Genomic DNA, 23,480 nt, shown 5'->3' on the forward strand with positions numbered 1-23,480 from the left:
TCGTGAGGGCGTGACGGACAAGCCCCGCATTCCGAACGTGCTCGCCGCCCGCTACGCCTCGGCGGAGCTGGTCTCGCTCTGGTCGCCGGAGCAGAAGGTCGTCCTGGAGCGGCAGCTCTGGATCGCCGTCCTCAAGGCGCAGCAGGACCTCGGCGTCGACGTGCCGGACGGCGTCGTCGAGGCCTACGAGCGGGTCCTTTCGCAGGTTGACCTCGAGTCGATCGCGGAGCGCGAGCGCGTCACGCGGCACGACGTCAAGGCGCGGATCGAGGAGTTCAGCGACCTCGCCGGGCAGGAGCACATCCACAAGGGCATGACCTCGCGCGACCTCACCGAGAACGTCGAGCAGCTGCAGCTGCTGCGCTCGCTGGAGCTGATGCGCACCCGCGTCGCCGCCGTGCTGGCGAAGCTGGCCGCGCTCGCGGTCGAGCACGCCGACACCGTCATGGCCGGGCGCTCGCACAACGTCGCCGCGCAGGCCACCACCCTCGGCAAGCGGTTCGCCACGGCGGCCGACGAGCTGCTCGTCGCCTTCGAGCGGCTCGACAACCTGATCGGGCGCTACCCGCTGCGCGGCATCAAGGGCCCGGTCGGCACCGCGCAGGACATGCTCGACCTGCTCGGCGACGAGTCCACTTTGGACCAGCTCGAAGAGCGCGTGATGGACCACCTCGGGTTCAAGCAGCGGTTCGTCAGCGTCGGCCAGGTGTACCCGCGCTCGCTCGACTTCGACGTGCTGTCCACCGTGGTCCAGCTCGCGGCGGCGCCGTCCAGCCTGGCCAAGACGATCCGGCTGATGGCCGGGCACGAGCTGGTCACCGAGGGCTTCAAGCCCGGTCAGGTCGGCTCGTCCGCCATGCCGCACAAGATGAACACCCGCTCGTGCGAGCGCGTGAACGGCCTCGCCGTCGTGCTGCGCGGCTACCTCTCGATGATCGGCGAGCTCGCCGGCGACCAGTGGAACGAGGGCGACGTCTCCGACTCCGTCGTCCGCCGCGTCGCGCTGCCGGACGCGTTCTTCGCGCTCGACGGCCTGCTGGAGACGTTCCTCACCGTCCTTTCCGAATTCGGGGCCTTCCCGGCGGTGATCGAGCGTGAGCTGGATCGCTACCTGCCGTTCCTCACCACGACGAAGGTGCTCATGGCGGCGGTCCGCGCCGGCGTCGGACGTGAGACGGCCCACGAAGCCATCAAGGAGAACGCCGTCGCCGTCGCGCTCGAAATGCGCGAAGGCCGTGCGGAGAACGACCTCCTCGACCGGTTCGCGGCCGACGAGCGCATCCCGCTCGACCGCGGTGAGCTGGACAAACTCCTCGCCGACCGGATTTCCTTCACCGGCACGGCCGGCCGTCAGGTCGAGCAGGTGGCCGAGCGCGTGGCGCGGGTGCTGGAGCGGTTCCCCGAAGCGGCGGGCTACTCGCCGCAGCCGATCCTGTGAGCTGACCCACCCGTCCACGGATTGGAACGAATCCACTCGAACGGGCGAAATCCCTAATCTCGATCGCTGACCCCGTGTTCTACGCGCGCCACCCGCGCGCGCTCACCCATGGAAGAAGCGATGAGATCCACGCTGTCGAAAATCGCCGCGTTCGTCACCTCGGGCGCGCTGGCGCTGACCCTGACCGCCTGCGGCTCGGACAGTGGTTCGACCACCCTGCGCGTCGGCACCCTGAGCGACGCCCCGCCGTCGATCTACCTGGAGAACGGCCGCTTCACCGGCTACGACAACGAACTGCTGCGCGACATCGCCAAGCGTGAGGGCTTCGAGGTCGAGTTCGTCGGCACGGAGTTCGCCGGGCTCCTGGCGGGCGTGGCGAACGGCAAGTTCGACATCGGCAGTTCGACGATCTCGAGCACCGAGGCGCGCAAGAAGACGGTGGCGTTCTCGAACGGCTACAACACCGGCTTCACGACGATCGTGACGGCCAAGGGGGCGAACCTGAAGAACCCGGCGGCGTTCGCGGGCAAGCGCCTCGGCGTCGTCCAGGGGTCGGTGCAGGACGAGTTCGCGGGCAAGACGGCCGGTGCGCAGGTGGTGCGTTTCCCGGACTACAACGCGGGTTTCGCGCAGCTGAAGAACGGCACGCTCGACGGCTGGGTCGTCCCGCAGGACATCGGACAGAAGTACCTGGAGCAGAACCCGGCGGTGCCGCTGGAGCTGGGCTACACGGTCGAGGACAAGGACACCCCGTCGGCGTTCGCGGTGGCCAAGAAGAACACGGACCTGCTGAACAAGCTGAACGACGGGTTGGCGAAGGCCGTCGCCGACGGGACGGTCGCCCGGATTTACGGGCAGTTCTACAAGACCACGCCGCTGTCGAAGGAACTGCGGCAGGGCGGCCCCGGACTTCCCGTCGAGAACGTGGGTGTCTGAGGTGAAGAAGCTCCTCATCGGCGTTCTGGCCGCCACCCTGACGCTGACCGCGTGCGGTGGAGGCTCGGACAGCGCTTCCTCGACACTGCGGGTCGGCACGCTGAGCGACGCGCCGCCGAACATCTTCCTCAAGGACGGCACCTACACCGGCTTCGACAACGAGCTGCTCAAGGACATCGCGGCCAAGCAGAACCTGAAGCTGGAGTTCGCCGCGACCGACTTCTCCGCGCTGCTCGGGCAGGTCGCGTCCGGCCGGTACGACATCGCCAGCTCGGCGATCGCGCAGACCGACGAGCGCAAGAAGACCGTCGACTTCTCCGCTGCCTACGACTTCGAGACGATGAGCATCCAGGCCAAGCAGGGCACGCTGGTCACCGACGAGAAGGGCTTGGCAGGCAAGCGGGTCGCCGTCATCCAGGCGACCGTCGGTGACCACTGGCTGGGTACGACGGTCCCGGACGCGCAGGCCGTCCGCTTCCCGGACTACGCCGCCGCGCTGACCGCGTTGAAGACCGGCGCCGTGGACGCGTACATCCTGGACCAGAGCATCGCCGAGAAGAACGTCACCGACAACCCGGACGCCAAGCTCGTCGTCGTGAAGAGCTTCGTCACCGATGTGCCGCACGGCTTCGCGGTGAAGAAGGGCAACACCGAGCTGCTCGGGAAGATCAACGACGGCCTCAAGAAGGCCATCGCGGACGGCACGTGGCTGAAGCTGCACCAGCAGTTCCTGCCGAACGCGCCGGTGCCCGCGGGATTCTCCGGGGGTGGGGCGTGAAGCTGATCTTCACCGCCCTGGCCGCGGCGCTCACGCTGACCGCGTGCGGCACCTCCGACAGCGGGTCGGACACCCTGCGCGTCGGCACGCTCAGTGACTCGAAACCCAACGCCTACCAGGAAAACGGCACCTTCACCGGGTTCGACAACGAGCTGCTCAAGGCCATCGCGCAGAAGGAAGGCCTGAAGCTCGAGTTCGTGGCGACCGACTTCTCCGCCCTGCTCGGCCAAGTCGCCAACGGCACCTTCGCCATCGGCAGCTCGGCGATCGCGCAGACCGACGCCCGCAAGAAGACCGTCGGCTTCTCGGCGCCCTACAACTACCAAGCCCTCGGCATCGCCGCGCGCGACACGGCCGGCATCACCGACGAGAACTCCCTGTCGGGCAAGCGGATCGGTGTCGTCCAGGGCACGGTTTCGGACAACTGGCTGGCGTCCAACGCGCCCGCCGCGCGGGCTGTCCGGTTCCCCAACGACGCCGCCGCGTTGAGCGCGCTCAAGACCGGTGCGGTCGACGGCGCCGTGTTCGATCAGGCCACCGCCGAGGACTACGCGAAGAACAACGCCGGGCTGAAAGTCGCCAAGTCGATCGTCACGACCATCCCGCACGGCTTCGCCGTCAAGAAGGGTGACGACGAACTCGCGAACAAGCTCAACGACGGCATCAAGAAGGTCGTCGCCGACGGGACGTGGCTGAAGGTTCACGACAAGTTCGAACCCACTGCGCCCGTGCCCGCCGAGTTCAGGCCGGGGCAGTAGATGGAGCAGTTCCTCGACACCTTCCTCAACTGGGAGTACATCTGGCAGGTCTTCCCCGACCTGCTGAAGACCGGCCTGCTCAACACGCTCGTCCTGGCGCTGACGTCCGGGCTGATCGGCATCGTGTTCGGCATGGTGCTGGCGGTCATGGGCCTGTCCGCCAAGCGCTGGCTGCGCTGGCCGGCCCGGGTCTACACCGACGTTTTCCGCGGCCTGCCGGCGATCCTGACGATCCTGGTGATCGGCCAGGGCCTGGGCACGGTGGCGCGCAACATCGTCGGCACCAACCCCTACCCGCTCGGCATCCTGGCGCTCAGCCTGATCGCGGCCGCCTACATCGGCGAGATCTTCCGGTCCGGCATCCAGAGCGTCGACAACGGCCAGCTCGAAGCCAGCCGCGCGCTCGGGATGAGCTACGGCAAGGCGATGCTGCTGGTGATCATCCCGCAGGGCGTCCGGCGCGTGCTGCCCGCGCTGGTGAACCAGTTCATCGCGCTGATCAAGGACTCCAGCCTGGTGTACTTCCTCGGCCTGCTGTCCGAGCAGCGCGAGCTGTTCCGCATCGGGCAGGACCTCGCGGCCAACACCGGCAACCTCTCGCCGCTGGTCGCCGCCGGGTTCGTCTACCTGGTCATCACCGTGCCGCTGACGCACCTGGTGAACCACATCGACAAGAAGCTGCGGACCGGCCGCAAGGTGCGCGCCACCGAACCGGAGCCGGATCTCGTCTCGAGTGGAAAGGTCGTGTCGTGACGACGGCGGTGCGTTCGTCCAGTGTGGAGCTGCGGGACGTCCACGTCCGGTTCGGGACGCTGGAAGTCCTGCGCGGAGTGGACCTGCGCGTCGAACGCGGCAAGACGACGTGCGTGATCGGGCCGTCCGGATCGGGTAAGTCGACGCTGCTGCGGTGCGTGAACCGGCTGCAGGAGCCGGATTCCGGGGACCTGCTGCTCGACGGCGAGTCCGTGATCAAGGCCGACCCGGACGCGCTGCGCCAGCGCGTCGGCATGGTGTTCCAGCACTTCAACCTCTTCGGCCACCGGAGCGTGCTGGACAACATCGTGCTGCCGCTGCGCAGCGTGAAGAAGCTGAGCAAGGACGAAGCGACGGAGATCGCTCGCGCCCGGCTCGCCGAGGTCGGCCTCGCGGACAAGGCGCCGTACCGCCCGAGCGCGCTGTCCGGCGGACAGCAGCAGCGCGTCGCGATCGCGCGGGCGCTGGCGATGGACCCCGAGGTGATGCTCTTCGACGAAGCCACCAGCGCGCTGGACCCCGAGCTGGTCAAGGGCGTGCTGGACCTGATGGCCGGGCTCGCGTCCCGGGGTCTGACGCTGATCGTGGTCACGCACGAGATGGGCTTCGCCCGGAACGTGGCCGACGAGGTCGCGTTCATGGACGCGGGCCGCATCGTGGAGCAGGGCCCACCGGCGCAGGTGTTCGACGACCCGCAGAGCCCCCGCCTGCGGCGATTCCTGTCACAGGTGCTCTGAAAACCGAGGGCTTCCCCGCCCGGCGCCCGGGTAGCCTGCGGGCATGGCGAGGATCGCGCGACTGACGTACTACCCGGTCAAGGGCTGCGCCGGCACCGACGTGCCGGTGGCCGAGGTCACCCCGGCCGGGCTGGCGCACGACCGCGTCTTCCAGGTCGTCGCGCCCGATGGCGACTTCCGCAGCCAGCGCCGTTACCCGGTGCTGGCCGCGGTCCGGCCGCGCGTCGTGGGTGACCGGCTCGCGCTGTCCGCGCCCGGCCGCGACGACCTCGAGATCGACATCCGGCGTGACGGCGCGCGTCACCCGGGCTCGACGTTCTCCTGGCACGGCGAAGGCATCCACCAGGGCGGCGAAGCCGCGGAGTGGTTCTCGGACCTGCTCGGCCTGCCTTCGGTGCTGATCGGCGTCGCGCCGGACCACGAGCGCGTCACGAGCGGTGAGACCCCCGGCACGGCCGCTTTCGCCGACGGGCACGCCCTGCTCGTCGCCGGAAAGTCCTCTTTGGACGGTTTGAACGCCCGCATCCTCGAACGCGGCGGCGAACCCGTGCCGATGGATCGCTTCCGGCCCAACGTGGTCGTCTCCGGCTGGGTCGAGCCGCACACCGAGGACGACGTCCGCGCGATGACCGCCGGCACCGCGGAGTTCGCCTACGCCAAGCAGTGCGTGCGCTGCACGGTCCCGATGGTCGACCAGGAGACCGGCCGGAAAGCCGGCCCCGAGCCGATCCGCACGCTCGCCGATTACCGCCGCCACGCGGATGGCGGCGTGACGTTCGGGATGAAGGCGGCTGTGCGGAAGCCGGGTCAGCTCGCGGTCGGCGACGAGGTGATCGTGCACTCCTGGGCCGGCCCGAGCCCGAGCACCGCCGCGGCCGAACCGCCGTTGACCGCGACGGCGAGCCGGCCCGCCGAGTCGGTGTAGAGCACGCTCGCGCCGGCCGGGACGTCGGCGAAGGTCCGCCCGATCTCGGTGGTCACCGCGACCCGCTCGCTGTGCACGGACACCGCGCCGGACAGTCCCGACAGCTCCAGGTCCGCCGGGGTCGCCGCGAGCTGGACGTTGCCGAAGTGGTCGACCGTCAGCACCTCCGACACGAGCTTCCCGGGGAACGCCGCCACGAAGGGCTCCGGCAGCTCGACCAGGTCGTCGACGCGGGTGCCGAACTCGCTCGGCGAGACCCCCAGCGCGAGGTGCGCGGCGGCGGGCGCGAAGACGTCCCGCCCGTGGAACGTCGCCGACGTGACCGGCAGCCGCAGCGACGGCTCGGCCAGCTCGTAGGCCTCCCGCACCCCGCCGAGGGCTTGCGCGGCCGGCAGCAGGAGGCCGTTGTCCGGCCCGACCAGCAGCCCGCCCTCGGCGACGACGACCACGCCGAGCCGGGCCGTGCCGACGCCCGGGTCGACGACGGCGACGTGCACCGCTTCGGGCAGGAACGGCACCGTCTGGGCCAGCGCCATCGCGCCGTGCCGGATGTCCTGGGGCGGCACCTCGTGGGTCACGTCGATCACCCGCACGGCGGGCGCGAGCCGCGCGATCACGCCGTGGCAGGCCGCCACGAAGCCGTCGCGCAGGCCGTAGTCGGTCGTCACCGAGATCCAGTCGTACGCCATGTGAGCATCATCCATGGTGGCGGAGGGTGCCCGTTAGGGTTCAGCGCGTGACACCCCTCCCCACCCCCGAGCGGCTCGCCTCCGGCAAGGTCCGCGACCTCTACGCCGCGGGCGACGACCACCTGCTGGTCGTCGCCTCCGACCGCATTTCGGCCTTCGAGCGCGTGTTCCCGAATCCGGTCCCGGACAAGGGCCGGGTGCTCACCGCGATGAGCGTGCACTGGTTCCACGAGCTGGCCGACGTCGTCCCGAACCACCTGGTCGCCTACGACGGCCGCCGGATCCCGAAGGCCTTCCGCGGCCGCGCGCTGCTGGTCGAGCGGCTCAAGATGCTGCCGGTGGAGGCCGTCGTCCGGGGGCACCTGGCCGGCCGCGGGTACGCGGAGTACCGCAAGTCCGGGTCGGTGTGCGGGGTTCCGCTGCCGCCGGGGCTCGCCGAGTCCGCGCGGCTGCCGGAGCCGATCTTCACCCCGTCGACGAAGGCGCGGCCCGGCGAGGTCGACGAGCACCTCGACTTCGACACGTTCGCGTCGATCCTCGGCCGCGGGCTCGCCGAGCAGGTCAGGGAGGCCTCGCTCGAGCTCTACCGCCGCGGCGCCGCGCGGGCGGAGGAGCAGGGCCTGCTGCTGGCCGACACCAAGTTCGAGTTCGGCGTCCGGCGTGACGGCGAGCTCGTGCTGGCCGACGAGCTGCTGACGCCGGACTCGGCGCGCTACTGGCTGGCCGACGACCACCGCACGGGCCGCTCACGCCCGTCGTTCGACAAGCAGCACGTGCGGGACTGGCTGGTCGGGCCCGCGTCGGGCTGGGACTGCGTGTCGGCGCTGCCGCCGTTGCCCCCGGACGTGGTGACGGCCACGCGCGACCGGTACGTCGAGGCGTACCACCGCGTCACCGGGCTTTCGCTGGCAGACTGGCCTCGTGATCCTGCTGATCTGCGGCAGCCTGCGAGCAGGCTCGGGCAATGCGGCGGTGCTGGGGACCGCCGCGACCCTCACCGCGACCAAGACGTACACCGGCCTCGGCGACCTGCCGCACTTCAACCCCGATGACGACCGCGACCCGCTGCACCCCGCCGTCGCGGAGCTGCGCGCGGCGATCGGGGAAGCGGACGCGATCCTGATCTGCACGCCGGAGTACGCGGGCGGCCTGCCGGGCTCGTTCAAGAACCTCCTGGACTGGACGGTCGGCGGCGGCGAGATCTACGGCAAGCCGGTCTCGTGGATCAACGCGTCGTCGGTGGCGGCGCCGACAGGCGGCCGCGACGCGCACGACTCGCTGCGCAAGGTGCTGACGTACGCGGGCGCGAAGATCGTCGAAGAGGCGTGCGCGCGGGTCCCGGTCTCGCGCGCGGACGTCGCCGACGGCCAGGTCGCCGACCCCGACCTGCGCGGCCGGATCGCGGTGGCGGTGTCGCGCCTGCGTGACGGCGCCTGACCCTTCCGGCAACGGACGCTCGCCCGTTCTGCGCAGTTCACGGCGACGTCAGACGCGTGCGTCCCAATGGTGGCGTGGACGCTCGCTTGCTGGTTTCGCTGTCGGGAATCACCCCGCGCACGCTGCACCGGTGCGCCGACCTCGCGGCCGAACTCGACCGCCGCAAGGTGCCGCTGTCCGTGCTGTACGCGGCCCGCACCGGCGAAGGCCCGGTGACGGAGTGGGTGCGCACGCGCGCCCGCGCCGGCGATTCCGTGCTGCTGCACGGCTACGACCACACCGTCACGCCCACGCACCGCACGGTGTACCTGGGCAAGAAGGCGGAGTTCGCGACGCTGCCGGCGCACGAAGCGCGCCTGCGGCTGATCGCGGCGAAGGCGGCGCTGGACACCGCGGGACTGTCGGTCGACGGCTTCGCGCCGCCGCGCTGGATCGCTTCCCCTGGCACGCTGCAGGCGCTGGCCGAGCACGGCTTCCGCCTGTGCGCGGACCTCGGCGCGGTCCGCGACCTGGTGACCGGCGAGGTGCGCCGGGCGCGCGTGAGCGAGTTCACGAGCCAGTCGCACCGCACGGAGACGGTGCGCTGCTTCGCGCTGGTGCTGGCGGCGGCGCGGTCGGCCCGCCGGGGCGGGCTGGTCCGGCTGGGGGTGGATGCCGCGGACCTGACCCGCCCCGGCCTCCGCCAGGCGCTGCTGGACGCGGTGGATGTCGCTCTCGAGAACCGCGCGTTCGGCGCGACCTACGGTTCGTTGAGCAGGGTCGCCGCCTAGAACTTCGCGGGTTCGGCTCGTTCGAGGACCTTGACCTCGGTGCCTTCCGGCGCGAGGTTGCCGAAGAGTCCGTAGTGCATGGCCGGGTTGGCGAGCACGGCTTCGTGGATCGGCACGGCCACCCGCGGCGCCACGGCCCGCAGGTAGTCGACGGCCTCGCCGGCCTTGAGCCACGGCGCCCCGGTCGGCAGGCCGAGCACGTCGATCTTCTGCTCCGGCACGAAGAACGAGTCACCGGGGTGGAAGAACGCGCCGTCGTCGAAGACGTATCCGATGTTCGGGATGACGGGGATGTCGGCGTGGATGACGGCGTGCTGCCCGCCGACGGCCTTGATCGAGGTGTCCCCGACGGCGAACGCATCACCCACATTGGCGACGTCGAACGGGACGCCGAGTTTTTCGACCTCGGGCGCGGATCCCGGGTCGACGATCAGCTTGGCGTCCGGGTTGGCGTCGAGGACCTTCGGCAGCCGTTCGACGTCGAGGTGGTCGAAGTGCTGGTGCGTGACGAGCACGGCCGACAGCTCCCGCTCGCCCTCGAACCCGGTGGAGAACGCCCCGGGGTCGATCAGGATCCGCTCGGAGCCGGTCTCCAGCAACAGGCAGGCGTGTCCGAAATGGACGATACGCATCGTTGTTCTCCTTAACGGGGGGTCGTTTCCAGCCTAGTCCTGGTGCACGAACCGGCGCCGGATGTTGTCGAGGTCCTGTCCGCCGACGCCCGCGTCGAGGAGGTACCGCTCGACGTCGAACCCGTCGAGCGTGGCCCGGACGGCCGCCGCGGTCGTGGTGCCCCGCTCCGCGAGGATCGCCGCGATGGCCGGTCCCTGGTCTTCGGCGCCCATCACGGCGTACAGCGGCTTCAGGGCTTCGGCGGACAGCTCGTAGTCCGCGGCGATGGCGTCGGGTTCGACGTCCGCCAACGCCAGCAGCAGGAGCGCGACCAGACCGGTCCGGTCGCGCCCGGCTCCGCAGTGGAACAGGACACCACCGGGCGCGGACCGCGCGATCGCTTCGACGACGGCGGCGCAACGATCGGCCTTCCGGTCGAGGAAGACCGGGTAGTAGAGCGGGGAGCCGTTCAGCCGCTCGCCGTCGACGTACCGCCAGAACTCGAGGTCGCCGATGTCGTCGAGGGGGACTTCGACGCGGTCGATGCCCGCCGGTGCGGCCGGTTCGGTCGCGGCGGCGAACCGCGCGGAACCCGCCAGCGCCGTCGGGGCGTCCGCCGTCGGCCGGATCTCGTCGGGGTTGCGCAGGTCGATGACGGTCCGGACGCCGGCCTCCCGCGCCCGCGCCCAGCCGTCGCCGGTCACGAACCGGAGGTCCGCCGCCCTGAAGAACACGCCGCGGCGGGTCGTGCCACCCGACCGCGTCGGCAGGCCGCCGAGGTCCCTGGTGTTGTGGAAGCCTGCCCAAGTCACGGCTCTGTCCATTCTCACAGTTTGCCGGTCAGCAGCGCGTCGCCGAGCTCCGTGCGCCGGTACAGCACCCGGTGGCCCCGCCGTTCCGACGCCAGCAACCCCGCCCCGCGCAACGCCGTGAGGTGCGCCGAAACCGTCGCCGGGGCCAGGCCGTGCCGCCGGGCCAGTTCCGTCGTCGCCGCCGGGCGGTCCAGGCTCGTCAGCAGCAGCGCCCGCGTCCGGCCCAGCACCTCGGCCAGCGCCTCCGGCGGCTCGGCCGGGGACGTCCACAGCGAAGCAACTCCGCGCGCGGGGTACAGCAGCGAAACCTGCCACGGCGGCACCGTCACGACGCCGACGTTCGGCCACGCGAACACCGCCGGGATCAGCAGCAACCCGCGGGCGTCCAGCTCGAGCCGCTCGCGCGCCCGGACGTCGACCAGGACCGACGTCTCCGACAGCCGCACGCGCGGGTGCAGCCCGGCCAGCATCGCCGCGATCCCGCCGGACCCCAGCTGCCGCGTCCGGTGCGCGATGTCGGCCGCCAGCAGCTCACGCAGGCGCGGCCACTCCGGCGCCAGCAGCGTGTTCCACACCGTTTCGAGCTGGTCGGCCAGCAGGTCGCGCGCGACCCCCGGGTCCGACGGCAGCAGCGACAGATCCGCGTCGACCATTCTCAGCTCCAGCGCCACCTGCGCCGGCGGGGTCGCCCGCACGGCCCGCAGCTGCGCCTGCGCGGTCGTCTCCGGGCCTTCGGGCGGCGGGCTGAGGAACTCGGTGATGTAGTGCCGCGCGCCCAGGACCGCGGCCAGCTCGGGCACGTCGGGAACGCCCGACAGCCACGGCAGGTGCGCCGGGTGCCGCCGGCGACCCAGCAGTGTCTGGACCGCGCCCAGCACCTCCTCCAACGGCGAGATCGCAAACCGGACGCGGCGCGCGCCGGCCGCCGTCAGGACCAGCTCGATCATCGGTGATTCGCCCTCACCCGAATCAGTGTGCCCCGAACGGGCAGCGAACAACGCTACGGACATGTCGTTGTTCACCCATCGCGCCTACTGGCGCTGGTCCGCGGGCGTCCAGTTCGCCCGGCTCCCGGCCACCATGGCGCCGCTGGCGTTCACCCTGCTGACCACCGCGACGACCGGCTCCTACCGGCTCGGCGGCGTGCTGATGTCGGTCTTCGTCGCCGCCGAGATGGTCTGCGCGGTGCCGGTCGGGCGGCTGCTGGACCGCGTCGGCCCGGCGCGGGGCCTGCCCGCGCTCCTGCTCCTGACCGCCGCCGGGTACGTCGTGCTGGCGTTGGCCGCCGAGGCTCCCGCCCCCGTCCTGACCGGGCTCGTCCTGCTGCCCGGCATCGCGGGCGGCGCGTTGTCGGGCGGCTTCCGGACGCTGCTCGCGGACACCGTCGACGACGAGCTGCTGCCGCGCGCGATCTCCGTCGACGCGATGCTCCTCGAAGGGGTGCTCATCGGCGGTCCGGCGCTGGTCGCGGTGCTCGACCTGGCCGGCACGTTCGTCCCGCTCGCCGCGATGGCCTTCGCGTGCGTGGCGGCGGCCCTCCTCGTTCCGCGTGGTGTCAGTGTCCACGAACGGGTGGAATCCGAAGCCGACGTCGAGCCCGCCCGGCTCGTCACCTACCTGCCGTGGCTGGGCTGCGCGTGCACCGTCGGGCTGCTGCTGTCGACGATCGAGGTGGCGCCGCTCCCGCTGGTCCAGCGGCTCGGCGCGCCCGAGACGGTGGCGCCGGTCGTGATCGCCGTGCTGAGCGGGGCGAGCATCGCGGGCAGCGCGCTCTACGCGTGGCGCGGGAAGACCGGCGACCCGAGGCTGTTCCTCGCCGGGTTCGTCGTCGGCGGGCTCACCCTCGCGGGCGGGTTCGGCTGGGCCGGGCTCCTCGGGTCGGTGGCCCTGATCGGCGCGTGCACGGGGCCACTGGTGGCCGCGACCTCGGTCAACCTGCAGCGGCTGCTGCCGAAGAACCGCAGGTCGGCGGGGTTCTCGCTGTCGTTCACGGTGCAGGCCGCCGGCTTCGGGCTGGGGTCGCTGGCCGTCGGCGTGCTGCCGCTGTGGGTCACCCCGTTGTTCGGTGTCTTTGCCGCGGCGATCGCCGGTGGAATGCTGGTGGCGAAGCCCGTGCGAGCTATTGGCACAATGTCAGTAACGTCGTAACCTGGGCTGACCCGCGACCTCCAGGGAGACGCCGATGACTGCCGTCCAGCCGAAGCCGACGTCGGTCGGCGAGACCTTCGACTCGCTCAGCCCGGCGACCGACGAGGTGGTCGGAACCTATCCCATCCACACCGCCGAGGACGTCCAGGCGGCCGTCGAGCGGGCGCGTGTCGCGGCGAAGTGGTGGGAAGAGCTGGGCTTCGCGGGGCGCGCCGAGCGGCTTCGCGCGTGGAAGGGCGTGCTGACGCGGCGGCTGCCGCAGCTGTGCCAGGTGGTCCGCGACGAGACCGGCAAGCCGATCGCGGACGCGCAGCTCGAGAGCGTCCTGGCCATCGAGCACATCGCGTGGGCGGGCAAGCACGCGAAGAAGATCCTCGGCAAGCAGAAGCGGTCCGCGGGGCTGCTGATGTCGAACCAGGCGGCGACCGTCGAGTACCAGCCGCTGGGCGTGGTCGGCGTGATCGGCCCGTGGAACTACCCCGTGTTCACGCCGCTGGGCTCGATCGCGTACGCGCTCGCGGCGGGCAACGCGGTGGTGTTCAAGCCGAGCGAGTACACGCCGGGCGTCGGCAAGTGGCTGGTCGACGCGTTCGCCGAGATCGTCCCGGAGCAGCCGGTGCTGCAGCTGGTCACGGGCTTCGGCGAGACGGGCGCGGCGCTGGTCGGCGCCGGCGTGGACAAGATCGCGTTCACCGGTTCGACGGCGACGGGCAAGCGCATCATGGCCGCGGCGGCCGAAACGCTCACGCCGGTGGTCATCGAGGCGGGCGGCAAGGACCCGGTCCTGGTGGACGCGGACGCGGACCTGGACGCGGCGGCCGACGCGACGGTCTGGGGCGCGTTCTCGAACTCGGGCCAGACCTGCATCGGCGTCGAGCGGGTGTACGTCCACGAGAAGGTCCACGACGAGTTCGTCGCGAAGGTGGTCGAGAAGTCGAAGGACGTGCGGGCGGGTTCGGACGAGGCGGCCCAGTACGGCCCGGTGACGATGCCGTCCCAGCTGGGCGTGATCAAGAGGCACATCCAGGACGCACTGGCCCGAGGCGGCAAGGCGGTCCTGGGTGGCGAGGACGCGGTCGGCGACCGGTACGCGCAGCCGACGGTGCTGGTCGACGTCCCGGAGGATTCGGAAGCGGTCACGGAGGAGACGTTCGGCCCGACGGTGACGATCGCGAAGGTCGCCTCGATGGACGAAGCGGTCGAGAAGGCGAACAGCACGAAGTACGGCTTGGGTTCGACAGTGTTTTCGAAGGCCCGCGGGGTGGAGCTGGCGGAGAAGCTGCGCACGGGCATGACGGCGATCAACGCACCGCTGTCGTTCGCGGGAATCGCATCGTTGCCGTTCGGCGGCGTGGGTGATTCGGGCTTCGGCCGGATCCACGGGCCCGAGGGGCTCCGCGAGTTCGCCCGCACGAAGGCGATCGCCCGCCAGCGGTTCACGGCGCCGTTGACGCTGACATCGTTCAGCCGCAAGGAATCAACGGACGCACTGGTGGCCAAGCTGGTGACGATCCTGCACGGCAAGCGCTGAGGTCGGTCCGGGGTTGTGGACAACTGGCGTCCACAGCCCCGGAACCGCACCGGTTCTGTCGGTGGTCGCCGGTAAGGTGGTCACCGGGGGGCCGAGGCCCGCCCCCGGATCAAATCCGCGCCCTTCTCCGCCACCATGATCGTCGGCGCGTTGGTGTTCCCGCGCGGCACCACCGGCATCACCGAAGCGTCCACGACCCGCAGCCCCTCGACGCCCTGAACCCGCAGCTGCGGATCGACCACCGACCCGATCGAGCAAGTCCCGACCGGGTGGTAGAGCGTCTGCGTGTTCTCCCGGATGTGTTCAGCCAGCTCGGAATCGCTCAGATCGTGACGCGCGGGCAGGAACGGCTGGTCGAGGAACCGCTTCAACGGACCCGAGCGACCGATTTCGATCAGCGCGCGCAGCCCGGCGATCATCTTGTCCATGTCCACCGGCTCCGCGTAGTACGCCGGGTCGATTTCCGGCTTCCACAACGGGTTCGCCGACTTCAGCCGCAGCCGGCCGCGGCTCGCGACGTCGACCAGCGTCGCCGCCGACGTGAACCCCGGGACCGTCGGCTCGCGCATGCCGTTGTCGTAGAACAGCGTCGGCGCGACGTGGATCTGCATGTCCGGCGCCGGCAGCCCGTCGGCCGTCGGGAAGAACGCGCCCGCCTCGCCGATGTTCGACGCCAGCGGCCCGCGCTTCGTCAGCTGGTAGCGGATGAGACCGGCCGGCGTGGCCGCGTCGACGAGGTCGGTGGTGCCGCGCGTCGACCAGATGATCCCGCACGCCGGGTGGTCGTGCAGGTTCTCGCCGACACCCGGCAGCGCGGCGACCACGTCGATGCCGTGCTCGCGCAGGTGCTCGGCCGGGCCGACGCCGCTCACCATCAGCAGCTGCGGCGAATTCACCGCCCCACCCGAAAGAATGACTTCGGCCGACGCGCGCGCGGTGGTCGCGACGCCGTTGTCCAAATAGGACACGCCGACCGCGCGCGTCCCCTCGAACACGACCCGCATGACCGGCGAAGAAGTCTTCACCGTGAGGTTCGGCCGCTCCAAGGCGGGCCGCAGGTACGCGTCGGCGGTCGACCAGCGGCGGCCCTTCTTGCAGGTCACCTGGTAGACGCCGGCGCCTTCCTGGCTCTCGCCGTTGAAGTCGTCGGTGCGCTTGAGGCCCCACGCGACGGCGGAGTCGACCCACGCCGTCGACAGCTCGTGGGTGAAGCGGCGGTCCTCGACGTGCAGCGGGCCGTCGGTGCCGTGCAGCGGGCCGTCGAGCCGCTGGTTGCCCTCGGCGCGCTTGAAGTACGGGAGGACGTCGTCCCAGCCCCAGCCTTCAGCACCGTGGGAATCGCGCCAGCCGTCGTAGTCGGCGCGGTTGCCGCGGATGTAGATCATCGCGTTGATCGACGAGCAGCCGCCGAGCATCTTGCCGCGCGGCCAGTAGGCCGACTTGCCGGTGTGCTTCTGCTCGACGGTCTCGTAGTTCCAGTCCCACTTGGTCTTGAACAGGCCGGGGAACGCGGCCGGGATGTGGATTTCGTCGGCGGTGTCCTCCGCGCCCGCTTCGAGCAGCAGAACCTGGGCCGACGGATCTTCGGTGAGCCGGTTCGCCAGCACGCACCCGGCGCTCCCGGCGCCGACGATCACGTAGTCGTAGGAGTCCACGGTGCCTCCACAGCTGTTGGCGCGATGTCAACGACTCATCATGGCGCAGTGGCGCGCCGTCGGCCAGTCTAGGTTTTCCGGTGGCCCTCGCCACCTGGGCGCGGGGCCGCCGGGACCCGGCGGCTATGCTGGCGAAGTACCCACGACCTGCGTGAATAAGGAGCAGCCTGCCGTGGCCCGAGTCGTCGTCGACGTCATGCCGAAGCCCGAAATCCTCGACCCGCAGGGACAGGCCGCGCTCGGCGCCGCCGGCCGTCTCGGCTTCACCGGGATCAAGGAGATCCGCCAGGGCAAGCACTTCGAGATCGAGGTCGACGACACGGTCGACGACGCGACGCTCGAGAAGATCGCCGAGGGCTTCCTCGCGAACCCGGTCATCGAGCAGTGGACGATCACGCGGGTGGACGCGTGAGCGCGCGCATCGGGGTCATCACCTTCCCGGGCACCCTCGACGACGGCGACGCGGCCCGCGCGGTCAAGTACGCCGGCGCGGAGGCGGTGCCGCTGTGGCACGCGGACGAGAACCTGCACGACGTCGACGCGGTCGTCGTCCCGGGCGGCTTCTCCTACGGCGACTACCTGCGCGCGGGCGTGATCGCCCGGTTCGCGCCGGTGATGACGCCGGTGATCGAGGCGGCGCGCGGCGGCATGCCGGTGCTCGGCATCTGCAACGGGTTCCAGATCCTCTGCGAGGCCGGCCTGCTGCCGGGCGCGATGATCCGCAACCAGGGCCTGCACTTCATCTGCCGCGACCAGTGGCTGCGGGTGGAGAACACCGACACGGCGTGGACCACGCGGTACGACGCGGGCGCGGAAATCCTCATCCCGATGAAGAACATCGACGGGTGCTACATGGCCGAGCAGTCCACTTTGGACGAGCTGGAGGCCGAGGGGCGCGTGGTGTTCCGGTACGTCGGCGGCAACCCGAACGGGTCGCGCAACGACATCGCGGGGATCCGGTCGGAGAACGGCCGGGTGGTCGGGCTGATGCCGCACCCGGAGCACGCGATCGACGCGCTGACCGGGCCGTCGGACGACGGGCTGGGCATGTTCTTCAGCGCGGTGGACGCGCTCGTGAAGGCCTGAGGTCGGGCCTCGGCCCCCGGTAACCATTTTACCGGCGACCACCGACAGAACCGGTGCGGTTCCGGGGCTGTGGACGCGAGTTGTCCACAGCCCCGGCCCGGTCAGCTCTTGCTCTGGTCGTTCGAAAGCCACTTCTCCGGCCGAACCCGCACGAGCACCGACCGCTCCCCGAGCGCCGAGTCGACGTACGCCGTCGCCTGGTCCTCGGGCCAATAGCGCCCCGCGATCCGCAGCGCCTGCTCGCGCGTCGGGGGCTCGTCGTTCGCCACCACCGGGCCCTCGATCGTCACGTACTTGTACGGCGGGTTCTCGTCCTGCACCGCCAAGCTCAACCGGCCGGCCGCGGTGATCGCGCGGTCCTTGACCGTGTCGCGCTCCATCCAGATCAGGACCTCACCACCGGGTGAGTAGTCGTACCAGACCGGGACCGCCAGCGGGGCGCGGCCGGCGCGCTCCACCGCCAGCACCCCCACGTGCACCCCGCTCAAGAAGTCTTCGCGCTCCGCTGCGGTCATCACAAACGACATGGCACTCCCCAAGTAGACCTACTCGGGGAGCAACCAGCCGAGCACTCCGGACATTCCGGACTACGAAGCCGCCGCCACCAGACGCGCGTACGAGCCGCCCGCCGCCAGCAGCGATTCGTGCGGGCCCAGCTCCGTGATCCGGCCGCCCTCCACCACCGCGACCCGGTCCGCGGCCGCCGCCGTGTGCAGGCGGTGGGCGATCGCGATCACCGTGCGCCCGGACAACACGCTGTTCAGCGACTTCTCCAGGTCCCGTGCCGAGCCCGTGTCCAGCAGCGACGTCGCCTCGTCCAGCACCAGCGTGTGCGGGTCCGCCAGCACGACGCGGGCCAGCGCCAGCTGCTGCGCGATCGCCGCCGGCACCGGGTGCTCGCCCGAGCCCAGCTTCGTGTCGAGCCCGGACGGCAGCGTCGCCACCCACTCCGACGCGCCTGCCGAGTCCAGTGCCGAAAGCAGCTCCTCGTCCGTCCAGTCACCGCCCGCGCGACGCGCCGGCAGCGCCAGGTTCTGCCGCAGCGTCCCCGAGAACACGTGGTGCTCCTGGGTCAGCAGCAGGACCTCGCCGCGCAGGACGTCGTCGGCCAGCGCCGAGACGTCCTGGCCGCCGATGCGCACCGACCCCGCCGACGGCGCCGCGATGCCCGCCAGCAGCCGGCCGAGCGTCGACTTGCCCGCGCCGGACGGGCCGACGATCGCCAGCCGCTCGCCGCGCGGCACCCGCAGGTCGATGCCGTGGAGCACCTCGCGGTCGGCCGTGTAGGCGAACCGGACGCCGTGGACGTCGATGTCGCGCCCGCGCGGCACCTCCGTCACCTTCGGCGACTGCTCGACGGCCACCTCGCGCACGCCCAGGATCCGGCGCGCCGCGGCCGCCGCGACCTGCAGGTCCTCCAGCCAGAACAGCGCCTCGTTCAGCGGTGACGACATCGCCTGGACGTACAGCAGCATCGTGGTGATCTCGCCCAGCCCGGCCCAGCCGCGCGTGTACGCGAGCAGCCCGAGCGGCAGCATGACCGCCAGCGGCAGCACGTAGCTGATCTCCAGCGACGGCAGCCACCGCAGCTGCAGCGCCCGCATCCGCCGCTCGCCGAAGATGCTCTGGTTCAGCGCGTCGTGCGCCGCGTCGACGCGCCGCTCGGTCAGGCCCAGCGCCTCGACCGTGCGCGCGCCTTCCGCCGTCTCGTGGACGCTGGTCGTCAGGTCCGCCCAGCGGTCGAGCATCCACTGCATCACCGACGGGATCCGGCGCTGGTACCAGACGTTGACGCTCACCAGCAGCGGCAGCGCGACCAGCAGGCCCAGCGAGAGCAGCGGCGACGTCAGCACCATCGCGACGACCGTGAACACCACGGTCACCGCCGCGATCAGGATCTCCGGCGCCGCGAACCGCGCCGCGTGGTCGATCCGGCCGAGGTCGGTGGTGGCGCGGCTGAGCAGATCACCGGTGCCGGCCGCCTCGACCGTGCCGAGCGGCAGCTGCAGCGCCGTCCCGACGAACTCTTCCCGGGTCTCGGCCAGCACCAGCTCGCCGAACACCGCGCCGCGCATCCGCGCGGTCTTCCGCGCCACCGCCTGCAGCACCAGGATCCCGACGAACACCGCCGCCAGCACGTCGACGTGGCCCGTCGTCGTGCCGGCCGCGACGTCGTCGACCAGCGCGCCGAGCAGCTGCGGCCCGGCCAGCCCGATCAGCGTCGCCACGCACAGCGCGCCGAGCAGCAGCCCGAACTCGCGTTTGTGGATCGCCGCCGTCTTCAGCGCCCAGCGCCGGACGTCCCGCCGGGACGCCGTGGGGAGCCGTTTCATACCGTCACTACCTTCGCCGTGAAAACCTCGTCGGCCACATGTGTCCACAGTGGACTCTGGCTGAACACCACCGTCGTCTTGCCGCGGCGCAGGGCCGCGACGCGCTCGGTGATGCGTGCCTCCGTGTGCGCGTCGACCGCCGACGTCGGCTCGTCCAGCACCAGGACGTCGGCGTCGGTCGCCAGCGCGCGGGCCAGGTTCAGCCGCTGGCGCTGGCCGCCGGACACCTCGCGCCCGCGCTCGCCGATCACCTCGTCGACGCCGTTCGGCAGCGCGTCGACGATGTCGTCGGCGTCGGCCGCGTACAGCGCTTCGGTGATGCTCACGCCGCTCGGCCGCGCCGGTGCCAGCTGCTCGCGCAGGACGCCGGAGAACCAGATGTCCTGGTTGTGCGCGTAGACGACCCGCCGCCGCAGCTCCGCGAGCGCGACGTGGTCCGCCCGGACCCCGTTGACCAGCACTTCTTCGCCTTCGGCCGGGTCGGCGAACCGGGCCAGCCGGTCGGCCACCGCTTCGCCGTCGGCGCCGAAGTCGACGACCGTCAGCCGCCCGGCCGCGACGCGCACGCCGGACTCGGAGTCGAGGAGCTCCAGCGGCCCGTCGGGCAGCCGGACCGGGTCCTCCGGGTCCGCGAGCTTCGGGCGGATGGCCAGCAGCGCCACCACCTTCCGCGCCGCGACCAGGCCCGACGTGATCGAGCCGACCGCCTCGGTGGCCGCGGTGACCGGCCAGATGAGGAACGTCGAAACGCCGTAGAACGCCACGAGCTGCCCCACGCCGATCTCCCCGGACACGGCCAGCCGCGCGCCCAGCCAGGTGATCACCACGGTGACCAGGCCGGGCAGCGCGATCTCGGCCGCGGCCAGCCACGACTCGGCCTTGCCGACCTCGATGCCGGCCCGCCGGACCCGCTGGCTCGTCTCCCGGAAGCGGCCGAAGAACCGCCGCTCGCCGCCGATGCCGCGCAGGATCCGCAGGCCGGACACGATGTCCGCGCCGAGCGCGTTGACGTCGCCGCGCTTCTCGCGCTGCTTCGCCTTGCGCTTCTGCAGCGGCGCCAGCAGCGGCCCGATGCCCAGCACCGCGACCGGCACGCCGACCAGCGCGACCACGCCGAGCAGCGGCGACGTCGAGAGCAGCCACACGGCCACCACGACGAACGCCAGCAGCGAGCCGAACGCCCGGCCGGTCACCTCGACGGTGTTGCCGACGTGGTTGATGTCGGTCGTGCTGATCGCGACGAGGTTGCCGGTGGTCGTCTGCTCGCGCAGGCCGGCGCCGACCCGCGTGGTGTGCGCGGAGACGGCCCGCTGGGTCGAGCCCGCGCCGTGGAGCCACAGGCCGTAGTTGAGGAAGTGCAGCCAGGTCCCGGTCAGCGTCTGCACGATGCCGAGCAGGGCGGCGGCCAGCGCCCAGCGCCAGACGCCGGCACCGTCGTGCGCGCTGACGGCGCCGATGCCCTGGCCGATCACCAGCGGCATCAGCGCACCGGGCAGCGCCCACACGACACCGAGCGCGGCGGCGCCCAGCACCGTGCCGAGCCGGGCCCGGAACACGGCGAGCAGGAAGCGGCTCGCGCTCGGCCGCGCGGACAGCCGCAGCGGCGGAAAGGGATATGTGGCGGAAAGCACGATTCCCGACGGTAAGCCGCCGACCAGCGGAAGGCGACCGATTTTCGGCGGCCCACCGTCCGGGGCGCCGCCGGGCCCCCCGTATCCTGGCGGCCGTGGCGAACCCTGACACGGACACCGTGACCAGCACCGTTGACACCACCGAGCGCGCCGGGGCGACCCCGGACCACACCCAGCCGTATCGCGAGCTCGGCCTCGCCGACGACGAGTACGCCCGCATCCGGGAGATCCTCGGCCGCCGGCCCACCGACGCCGAGCTGGCCATGTACTCGGTGATGTGGAGCGAGCACTGCTCCTACAAGTCCTCCAAGAAGCACCTGCGGTACTTCGGGGAGACCGCCACCGACGAGATGAAGGCCAAGATGCTGGCCGGCATCGGCGAGAACGCGGGCGTCGTCGACATCGGCGAAGGCTGGGCGGTCACCTTCAAGGTGGAGAGCCACAACCACCCGTCCTATGTGGAGCCGTACCAGGGCGCCGCGACCGGCGTCGGCGGCATCGTCCGCGACATCATGGCCATGGGCGCGCGGCCGCTGGCGGTCTCCGACGCGCTGCGCTTCGGCCCGGCCGACGCCCCCGACACCAAGCGCGTGCTGCCCGGCGTCGTGGCCGGTGTCGGCGGCTACGGCAACTGCCTCGGCCTGCCCAACATCGGCGGCGAGCTGGTGTTCGACCCGTCCTACTCGGGCAACCCGCTGGTCAACGCCCTGTGCGTCGGCGCGATGCGCGTCGAGGACCTGCACTTGGCGTTCGCGTCCGGCACCGGCAACAAGATCATCCTGTTCGGCGCCCGCACCGGCCTCGACGGCATCGGCGGCGTCTCCGTCCTGGCGAGTGACACCTTCTCGGGTGACGAGTCGGCGTCCGGCCGCAAGAAGCTCCCGAGCGTCCAGGTCGGCGACCCGTTCACCGAGAAGGTGCTCATCGAGTGCTGCCTCGAGCTGTTCGCGCAGAAGCTGGTCGTCGGCATCCAGGACCTCGGCGGCGCCGGGCTGTCCTGCGCGACGTCGGAGCTGGCGGCGGCCGGCGATGGCGGCATGCACATCTACCTCGACCGCGTTCCGTTGCGCGCCACCGGGATGACGCCCGCCGAGGTGCTCTCCAGCGAGTCGCAGGAGCGCATGTGCGCGGTCGTTTCGCCGGAGAACGTCGAGGCGTTCATGGCGGTCTGCCGCAAGTGGGACGTCATCGCCACCGACATCGGCGAGGTCACCGACGGCGAGCACCTGGTCATCACCTGGCACGACGAGGTCGTCGTCGACGTCCCGGCGCACACCGTCGCCCACCAGGGCCCGGTGTACGACCGGCCGATCGAGCGCCCGTCCTTCCAGGACGCGCTGATCGCCGACACCTCGGCGAAGCTGCCGCGTCCGTCCACTCCGGACGAACTGCGCGCGGACGTGCTGCGGTTGATCTCCTCGCCGAACCAGGCGTCGAAGGAATGGGTGACGTCGCAGTACGACCGGTACGTGCGGGGCAATTCCGTGCTGGCCCAGCCGTCGGACTCGGGCATGATCCGGATCGACGAGTCGACCGGCCGCGGCGTCTCGGTCGCGACGGACTGCAACAGCAAGTTCGTCTACCTCGACCCGTACCGCGGCGCGCAGCTGGCGCTCGCGGAGGCGTACCGCAACGTGGCGACCGGCGGCGCGACGCCGGTGGCGGTGTCGGACTGCCTGAACTTCGGCGCGCCGACGGACCCGGGCGTGATGTGGCAGTTCGAGCAGGCGGTGCACGGCCTCGCGGACGGCTGCGTCGAGCTGGGCATCCCGGTGACGGGTGGCAACGTGAGCTTCTTCAACCAGACGGGCGACACGGCGATCCTGCCGACGCCGGTGATCGGCGTCCTCGGCGTGATCGACGACGTGACCCGCCGCATCCCGACGGGCATCGGCGCGGAAGCGGGCGAAACCCTGCTGCTGCTGGGCGAAACGCACGACGAGCTGGACGGTTCGGCGTGGGCCCGCGAGCTGCACGGCCACCTCGGCGGCGTCCCGCCGAAGGTCGACCTGGCGCGCGAGAAGCTGCTGGGCGAGATCCTGGTGGCGGGTTCCCGCGACGGCATGATCTCGGCCGCGCACGACCTTTCCGACGGCGGCCTGATCCAGACCCTGGTCGAGACCGTCCTCATCGGACAGTGCGGCGCCCGCGTGTTCCTCGACACCGACGAGGAACCGTTCGTCCAGCTGTTCTCCGAGTCGGCGGGCCGCGTCCTGGTGGCGGTCCCGCGCACGGAAGAGCTGCGCTTCACGGAGATGTGCACCGCACGCGGCCTGCCGTGGCGCAAGACGGGCGTGGTGGACCCGGAATCGGGAACGCTGGAGCTGCAGGGCATCACGGAGTTCACGCTCGACGAGCTCCGCACGGCGTGGGAGTCCACGCTCCCGGCCCTGTTCGACTGACCTGTGGACAGCTGACCGGAGGGCGCCGGCTTTTGTCGGTGCCCTCCGC

The 23,480-nt window shown here is 71.3% G+C and carries 23 protein-coding genes; 15 read left to right on the forward strand and 8 right to left on the reverse strand.

Annotated elements, in window-relative coordinates:
• Window positions 1-10 precede the first annotated feature (10 nt).
• The 7 genes from purB (at window position 11) to ACWEVP_RS07780 (ending at window position 6,325) form a co-directional block, all read left to right on the forward strand.
• Window positions 11-1,438 (forward strand): adenylosuccinate lyase, encoded by a 1,428-nt coding sequence (gene purB / locus ACWEVP_RS07750; protein WP_452061809.1) that lies wholly within the window; start codon window positions 11-13, stop codon window positions 1,436-1,438.
• A 120-nt stretch (window positions 1,439-1,558) separates the two neighbouring features.
• Entirely contained in the window at window positions 1,559-2,374 is an 816-nt protein-coding gene (locus ACWEVP_RS07755; protein WP_452061810.1) for a substrate-binding periplasmic protein, read from the forward strand.
• A gap of 1 nt (window position 2,375) precedes the next feature.
• The gene (locus ACWEVP_RS07760) at window positions 2,376-3,152 is read left to right on the forward strand and encodes a transporter substrate-binding domain-containing protein (protein WP_452061811.1); all 777 of its coding nucleotides are present in this window, start codon (window positions 2,376-2,378) and stop codon (window positions 3,150-3,152) included.
• A complete protein-coding gene (locus ACWEVP_RS07765; RefSeq protein ID WP_452061812.1) occupies window positions 3,149-3,910 on the forward strand; it encodes an ABC transporter substrate-binding protein in 762 nt (253 codons plus the stop codon). Before ACWEVP_RS07760 ends, ACWEVP_RS07765 begins: the two co-directional genes overlap by 4 nt.
• Window positions 3,911-4,663, forward strand: coding sequence for an amino acid ABC transporter permease (locus ACWEVP_RS07770; RefSeq protein ID WP_452061813.1), 753 nt, complete (start codon window positions 3,911-3,913; stop codon window positions 4,661-4,663).
• Window positions 4,660-5,400: an amino acid ABC transporter ATP-binding protein gene (locus ACWEVP_RS07775; protein ID WP_452061814.1), complete on the forward strand. Its 741-nt coding sequence runs from the start codon at window positions 4,660-4,662 to the stop codon at window positions 5,398-5,400. The genes ACWEVP_RS07770 and ACWEVP_RS07775 overlap by 4 nt, the downstream gene beginning before the upstream one ends.
• Window positions 5,401-5,443: 43 nt before the next feature.
• Window positions 5,444-6,325 carry an MOSC domain-containing protein gene (locus ACWEVP_RS07780; protein WP_452061815.1) on the forward strand — a complete coding sequence of 294 codons (882 nt, stop codon included), beginning with the start codon at window positions 5,444-5,446 and terminating at the stop codon, window positions 6,323-6,325.
• Here the strand turns inward: ACWEVP_RS07780 and ACWEVP_RS07785 are convergent.
• Window positions 6,208-7,014, reverse strand: coding sequence for an SAM hydrolase/SAM-dependent halogenase family protein (locus tag ACWEVP_RS07785; RefSeq protein ID WP_452061960.1), 807 nt, complete (start codon window positions 7,012-7,014; stop codon window positions 6,208-6,210). The two genes, ACWEVP_RS07780 and ACWEVP_RS07785, sit on opposite strands and share 118 nt — an antisense overlap.
• A gap of 47 nt (window positions 7,015-7,061) precedes the next feature.
• Between ACWEVP_RS07785 and ACWEVP_RS07790 the strand changes: the two genes are divergently transcribed.
• From ACWEVP_RS07790 to ACWEVP_RS07800, 3 genes are all read left to right on the forward strand, one after another.
• The gene (locus ACWEVP_RS07790; protein ID WP_452061816.1) at window positions 7,062-8,066 is read left to right on the forward strand and encodes a phosphoribosylaminoimidazolesuccinocarboxamide synthase; all 1,005 of its coding nucleotides are present in this window, start codon (window positions 7,062-7,064) and stop codon (window positions 8,064-8,066) included.
• Window positions 7,987-8,451, forward strand: a complete 465-nt coding sequence (locus ACWEVP_RS07795; RefSeq protein WP_452061817.1) for an NADPH-dependent FMN reductase — start codon at window positions 7,987-7,989, stop codon at window positions 8,449-8,451. The genes ACWEVP_RS07790 and ACWEVP_RS07795 overlap by 80 nt, the downstream gene beginning before the upstream one ends.
• Window positions 8,452-8,537: 86 nt before the next feature.
• A complete protein-coding gene (locus ACWEVP_RS07800; protein ID WP_452061961.1) occupies window positions 8,538-9,221 on the forward strand; it encodes a DUF2334 domain-containing protein in 684 nt (227 codons plus the stop codon).
• Here ACWEVP_RS07800 and ACWEVP_RS07805 read toward each other — a convergent pair.
• The 3 genes from ACWEVP_RS07805 to ACWEVP_RS07815 are packed head-to-tail and all read right to left on the reverse strand — an operon-like array spanning window position 9,218 to window position 11,592.
• Window positions 9,218-9,853, reverse strand: coding sequence for an MBL fold metallo-hydrolase (locus tag ACWEVP_RS07805; protein WP_452061818.1), 636 nt, complete (start codon window positions 9,851-9,853; stop codon window positions 9,218-9,220). The two genes, ACWEVP_RS07800 and ACWEVP_RS07805, sit on opposite strands and share 4 nt — an antisense overlap.
• Before the next feature lie 33 nt (window positions 9,854-9,886).
• On the reverse strand, window positions 9,887-10,657 hold the full coding sequence (locus ACWEVP_RS07810; protein ID WP_452061819.1) for a tyrosine-protein phosphatase: 771 nt from the start codon (window positions 10,655-10,657) through the stop codon (window positions 9,887-9,889).
• 2 nt (window positions 10,658-10,659) lie between these two features.
• Window positions 10,660-11,592 (reverse strand): DUF5937 family protein, encoded by a 933-nt coding sequence (locus ACWEVP_RS07815; protein ID WP_452061820.1) that lies wholly within the window; start codon window positions 11,590-11,592, stop codon window positions 10,660-10,662.
• 61 nt (window positions 11,593-11,653) lie between these two features.
• On the opposite strand from ACWEVP_RS07815, the gene ACWEVP_RS07820 reads away from it, so the two are divergent.
• Window positions 11,654-12,793 carry an MFS transporter gene (locus ACWEVP_RS07820; RefSeq protein ID WP_452061821.1) on the forward strand — a complete coding sequence of 380 codons (1,140 nt, stop codon included), beginning with the start codon at window positions 11,654-11,656 and terminating at the stop codon, window positions 12,791-12,793.
• Between the two features lie 34 nt (window positions 12,794-12,827).
• On the forward strand, window positions 12,828-14,324 hold the full coding sequence (locus ACWEVP_RS07825; RefSeq protein WP_452061822.1) for an aldehyde dehydrogenase family protein: 1,497 nt from the start codon (window positions 12,828-12,830) through the stop codon (window positions 14,322-14,324).
• A gap of 80 nt (window positions 14,325-14,404) precedes the next feature.
• Here ACWEVP_RS07825 and ACWEVP_RS07830 read toward each other — a convergent pair whose 3' ends face one another.
• A complete protein-coding gene (locus tag ACWEVP_RS07830; RefSeq protein WP_452061823.1) occupies window positions 14,405-15,979 on the reverse strand; it encodes a GMC family oxidoreductase in 1,575 nt (524 codons plus the stop codon).
• A 172-nt stretch (window positions 15,980-16,151) separates the two neighbouring features.
• On the opposite strand from ACWEVP_RS07830, the gene purS reads away from it, so the two are divergent.
• The gene (gene purS / locus ACWEVP_RS07835) at window positions 16,152-16,391 is read left to right on the forward strand and encodes a phosphoribosylformylglycinamidine synthase subunit PurS (protein ID WP_086675945.1); all 240 of its coding nucleotides are present in this window, start codon (window positions 16,152-16,154) and stop codon (window positions 16,389-16,391) included.
• Window positions 16,388-17,065: a phosphoribosylformylglycinamidine synthase subunit PurQ gene (gene purQ / locus ACWEVP_RS07840; RefSeq protein ID WP_452061824.1), complete on the forward strand. Its 678-nt coding sequence runs from the start codon at window positions 16,388-16,390 to the stop codon at window positions 17,063-17,065. The genes purS and purQ overlap by 4 nt, the downstream gene beginning before the upstream one ends.
• Before the next feature lie 101 nt (window positions 17,066-17,166).
• Here the strand turns inward: purQ and ACWEVP_RS07845 are convergent, their stop codons facing one another.
• The 3 genes from ACWEVP_RS07845 to ACWEVP_RS07855 all read right to left on the reverse strand — a co-directional run bounded on the left by ACWEVP_RS07845 (window position 17,167) and on the right by ACWEVP_RS07855 (window position 21,029).
• Window positions 17,167-17,580 (reverse strand): pyridoxamine 5'-phosphate oxidase, encoded by a 414-nt coding sequence (locus ACWEVP_RS07845; protein WP_452061825.1) that lies wholly within the window; start codon window positions 17,578-17,580, stop codon window positions 17,167-17,169.
• A 72-nt stretch (window positions 17,581-17,652) separates the two neighbouring features.
• Window positions 17,653-19,398, reverse strand: coding sequence for an ABC transporter ATP-binding protein (locus tag ACWEVP_RS07850; RefSeq protein WP_452061826.1), 1,746 nt, complete (start codon window positions 19,396-19,398; stop codon window positions 17,653-17,655).
• Complete coding sequence (locus ACWEVP_RS07855) at window positions 19,395-21,029, reverse strand: ABC transporter ATP-binding protein (protein ID WP_452061827.1); 1,635 nt, start codon at window positions 21,027-21,029, stop codon at window positions 19,395-19,397. Before ACWEVP_RS07855 ends, ACWEVP_RS07850 begins: the two co-directional genes overlap by 4 nt.
• 95 nt (window positions 21,030-21,124) lie before the next feature.
• Here ACWEVP_RS07855 and purL point away from each other — a divergent pair, with 95 nt between their 5' ends.
• On the forward strand, window positions 21,125-23,431 hold the full coding sequence (gene purL, locus ACWEVP_RS07860) for a phosphoribosylformylglycinamidine synthase subunit PurL (protein ID WP_452061828.1): 2,307 nt from the start codon (window positions 21,125-21,127) through the stop codon (window positions 23,429-23,431).
• The last annotated feature ends 49 nt before the right edge of the window (window positions 23,432-23,480 follow it).

Source organism: Amycolatopsis sp. NPDC003865, assembly GCF_053605345.1.

Excerpts from the sequence above, each read along its gene's own strand:
- ACWEVP_RS07785 (WP_452061960.1), bottom strand. The coding sequence starts at position 7,014 with ATGGCGTACGACTGGATCTCGGTGACGACCGACTACGGCCTGCGCGAC.
- ACWEVP_RS07820 (WP_452061821.1), top strand. The coding sequence starts at position 11,654 with ATGTCGTTGTTCACCCATCGCGCCTACTGGCGCTGGTCCGCGGGCGTC.
- ACWEVP_RS07850 (WP_452061826.1), bottom strand. The coding sequence starts at position 19,398 with ATGAAACGGCTCCCCACGGCGTCCCGGCGGGACGTCCGGCGCTGGGCG.
- ACWEVP_RS07825 (WP_452061822.1), top strand. The coding sequence starts at position 12,828 with ATGACTGCCGTCCAGCCGAAGCCGACGTCGGTCGGCGAGACCTTCGAC.
- ACWEVP_RS07845 (WP_452061825.1), bottom strand. The coding sequence starts at position 17,580 with ATGACCGCAGCGGAGCGCGAAGACTTCTTGAGCGGGGTGCACGTGGGG.
- ACWEVP_RS07780 (WP_452061815.1), top strand. The coding sequence starts at position 5,444 with ATGGCGAGGATCGCGCGACTGACGTACTACCCGGTCAAGGGCTGCGCC.
- ACWEVP_RS07755 (WP_452061810.1), top strand. The coding sequence starts at position 1,559 with ATGAGATCCACGCTGTCGAAAATCGCCGCGTTCGTCACCTCGGGCGCG.
- ACWEVP_RS07805 (WP_452061818.1), bottom strand. The coding sequence starts at position 9,853 with ATGCGTATCGTCCATTTCGGACACGCCTGCCTGTTGCTGGAGACCGGC.
- ACWEVP_RS07815 (WP_452061820.1), bottom strand. The coding sequence starts at position 11,592 with ATGATCGAGCTGGTCCTGACGGCGGCCGGCGCGCGCCGCGTCCGGTTT.
- ACWEVP_RS07770 (WP_452061813.1), top strand. The coding sequence starts at position 3,911 with ATGGAGCAGTTCCTCGACACCTTCCTCAACTGGGAGTACATCTGGCAG.
- ACWEVP_RS07810 (WP_452061819.1), bottom strand. The coding sequence starts at position 10,657 with ATGGACAGAGCCGTGACTTGGGCAGGCTTCCACAACACCAGGGACCTC.